Source organism: Pseudomonas sp. CFBP 13711 (assembly GCF_014842265.1).
Taxonomy (GTDB): domain Bacteria; phylum Pseudomonadota; class Gammaproteobacteria; order Pseudomonadales; family Pseudomonadaceae; genus Aquipseudomonas.
The window spans coordinates 1-1,094 of sequence record NZ_JACYVI010000036.1 but is presented as its reverse complement, the minus strand read 5'-3'; the positions used below and the strand labels follow the sequence as shown (position 1 = coordinate 1,094).

The following is a 1,094-nucleotide window of genomic DNA, read 5'->3' as shown; positions in this document are numbered from 1 at the left end:
TCGCAGAGCAGCAAAGCGCAAGCACGGTGGGGCGAAACGGATGCGAAAGGAACATTACGGGCTACCAGGAAGGTGATCAGAACGGGTTGAAGCCTCCTTGGCAATGCGAACTATTCTCATGTGAGAATGATATCAGAAAGCTTAAGGAGATAGTCAGTTGAAATCACAAATTTTTCACATCGCATATTCTGCCAATGCCCTTGAGGAGCAGACCTAGACCTGCTCGCCACACGCGCTGCTTCTGAGGGTGATACTCAAGGTTTCCCTCGTCCCGTCGATAGCATTTCATGACAATGCGAGTGTCTGGGATGTCCATCTGCCGGTTACAAACCAGAATCCAGCAAGGGGGAAAAGCCGCTTAGGACTCCTGAGCAAGTCGAGAGTGAATCTGGATCTAAACCCCATGGCGGTCACTTGGACGCAGCAGCGCTGCTCAATGTGTGGAACGCTCGGTCGGGCGCTGGCTGATACTTAATGAAGAGCGGGTCGGTTGCGTGGTTTGCTCACAAGGCGCAGTTTCCCAAGGCAAACTACTAGAGCGCCGCTTTTTGGTGATAGCCCCAACCTTCGTTGGTAGGCCCATAACAATGAAGCTCCCCAGAAAAAGACATTCTTCTTTATTGGAGGAATAAACAGGTTCTATAAACCGACACCATGGCTTTATGGGATGATAGCCATATGATATTACACGCTGTTAGCTTGGCCTGTGAGGCCGCCCATGACCTATTTACGCTTACCCAGTCCATACCGTCTGATACAGCTGCTTTTTCTCATTCTGCTTACCGTCATGGGTCTTTCCATTCTTTGGGAGTTCGAGCTGGAGGCATGGGTGATGCGGGGGCTTGGCCTTCCCTATGACGGCATTTTTGAGGACGGGGAAAGGTTACGTTTCGTACTGACATCTACGGGCTTTTCACTGATCGCCATGATCGGGCCGGGAGTGATGCTTATAAAAATGATCAGTAATGCCAGACGCAACTACCTTCAACTGGAAGGGTTGCAGTCCCATACTGAGAAGCTGGCAAGGTACGACTCACTCAGCGGCCTGCTCAATCGGCGTGCCTTTATGGAGCTTGTAAACGAGCAACTCGCTC

At 51.0% G+C, this 1,094-nt stretch carries 1 pseudogene; it reads left to right on the top strand.

From position 1 onward, the window contains the following. Positions 1-718 precede the first annotated feature (718 nt). A pseudogene (locus IFT47_RS27265) lies at positions 719-1,094 on the top strand (putative bifunctional diguanylate cyclase/phosphodiesterase); the annotation flags it as partial.